A 1803-nucleotide genomic window follows, 5' to 3' on the forward strand; every position below is an offset into this window, starting at 1 on the left:
GGCGTGGGGGAGGCGGCGCTTGTCGGTGGCTTCGCGGGTGCCGCTCATCTTGACTTCGAACATGCACTCGCTGGTGTCCAGGTAGGTGCGGGTGCGGATTTTGTAGCGGCGGCGTCTGTCTTGCAGGTGGTGGCGGTAGGTGAGCAGGTCGGGGGTGTCGAAGTAGGTCGAGGTGTAGCGGAAGGTGCGGAGGCCGTCGATTTCCAGGGCCGCGTGTGTGGGTGTCAGTTGGGTGAGTAGGGCGGGGATGAGGTTGGTGGGGACGATGTACTTGCGGTCTAGGCGGAGTTGTAGTGCGGAGCGCGCCAGTACCTCGGGGAGGCCGACTGCGGGGAAGGCCGTCAGGTTCATGTGAGGCTCCGGGTGAGAGCGGTGCGGTGGGTTGCGCGGCGGAAGCGGACGTCCACCACCATGACGTCGCGGACGTAGTCGACCTCTGTCACTGACTGGCGCAGGATGGTGCCGCCCAAGCGGCTCTCTAGGTCGGCGCGTAGTGCGCTGTCGTCGTGGTGCACTACGTCGAGGGTGATGAGGCGGTGTTCGGTGCGGGGTGCCAGGCGGGGGTGGTCTGCGGCGTACATGACCGCTAGGAGGACGGTGTCGAGGGTCAGCGCTAGCCATGGGGTTTGGGCGGCCAGGCCGTTGACCAGCCCGAGTGCCAGGGCGATGAAGTAGTAGCCGACCTCTTCCTGGGTGAGGGCGCTGGAGCGCAGGCGAATGATCGACAGCACCCCGAACAGGCCGAAGCCGATGGCCAGGTCCGCTCGTTGGACCAGGAGGAGTGACACGACCGTGAAGACGCCGGCGTTGACGGCGATGTAGGCGAGTTGCAGGTCGCGCCTGCGGTGGCGCCTGAAGTAGATCAGGTGCGCCAGTACTCCGATCGCCAGCAGGTCCGCGGTGAGGCCGTACAGGATGTCGTCGCGCATGAGGTCAGGCTGGCGCGGGGGGATGAGGCCGCGGTGAGGGCACTGTTAGGGCGTTCTCATGAGAGGGTTCTCATCCGCGACGCGTCGCCTGGGCGCGGGCTCGGGGGGATAGTGGGCGGATGGCCACCCGAGCGGCGATCGCCGGTGCGGGCGCGGCGGCCCTCGTCACGTTAGGTCTTGCCGCCGCGTTCGCTCATGCGCAGACGAGTGCACCGCCACGGCTCGGCGACACCGTGCGGGTGTCGCCCGCGTCCAGCGGTCCCACGGTGTCCAGGTCGGCGCGGCCGTCGCCGGAGCGGACGGTGCGGCCCGTCGCGCCGCCGCGTCCGCCGGACAGCGACGACGATGACGACGATGCCGACGACGACTGAGGCCGGGACGCATGGCGTCAGCGCGCGCGCCCGCATCGTTGGGTGGATGCTGTTGCTGGTCACGCTTGCGCTGGGCGGGTCGGTGTTCGTTACCTGGTCGGTGCAGTCGGCCCGGCTGGACGAGCGGGTCAACGAGGAGTTGGGGCATGAGGCCGCGAAGCTGCGTGAGTACGCCCAGGGCGGTGTTGAGGCGCGGGACGTCCGGACGCTGCTGACCGCCTACCTCGCCCAGAACCTCCCGGACGAGGAGGAGACGTTCTTCACGGTCGTCGACGGCCGCGCCGACCGGCGCAGCCCGTATCCGCCGCCCGCGCGGCTGGATCGTGACGCGGCGTTCGTCGCACGGGTCGCCCGGGAGGAGCGTCCCGCTCACGGGTGGGCCGACAGTTCGGCGGGACGCGTCCGGTACGCGGTCGTGCCGGTGCGGGTGGCGGGCGATCCGGCGCGGGGAGCCCTGGTCGTGGTCGAGTTCCGCGACCGGCAGCGGGACGAGGTGGTGGAGG

General features: G+C 69.8%; 3 protein-coding genes and 1 pseudogene. 2 read left to right on the forward strand and 2 right to left on the reverse strand.

What is annotated here, in order from left to right; translation table 11 throughout:
- Both ETD96_RS43700 and ETD96_RS43705 read right to left on the reverse strand, forming a co-directional pair.
- Positions 1-351 (reverse strand): VTC domain-containing protein (locus ETD96_RS43700; RefSeq protein ID WP_138642340.1); only part of this gene is annotated, 351 nt, incomplete at its 3' end.
- A complete protein-coding gene (locus ETD96_RS43705; RefSeq protein ID WP_138642341.1) occupies positions 348-929 on the reverse strand; it encodes a DUF4956 domain-containing protein in 582 nt (193 codons plus the stop codon). The genes ETD96_RS43700 and ETD96_RS43705, both read right to left, overlap by 4 nt.
- Positions 930-1048: 119 nt before the next feature.
- Between ETD96_RS43705 and ETD96_RS43710 the strand changes: the two genes are divergently transcribed.
- On the forward strand, positions 1049-1300 hold the full coding sequence (locus tag ETD96_RS43710) for a small secreted hydrophilic protein (protein ID WP_138642342.1): 252 nt from the start codon (positions 1049-1051) through the stop codon (positions 1298-1300).
- Positions 1284-1803 (forward strand): annotated as a pseudogene (locus tag ETD96_RS45630) (hypothetical protein); the annotation flags it as partial. The gene ETD96_RS43710 and the pseudogene ETD96_RS45630, both read left to right, overlap by 17 nt.

The sequence above is a fragment of the Actinomadura geliboluensis genome (assembly GCF_005889745.1).
Classification (GTDB): Bacteria; Actinomycetota; Actinomycetes; order Streptosporangiales; family Streptosporangiaceae; genus Spirillospora; species Spirillospora geliboluensis.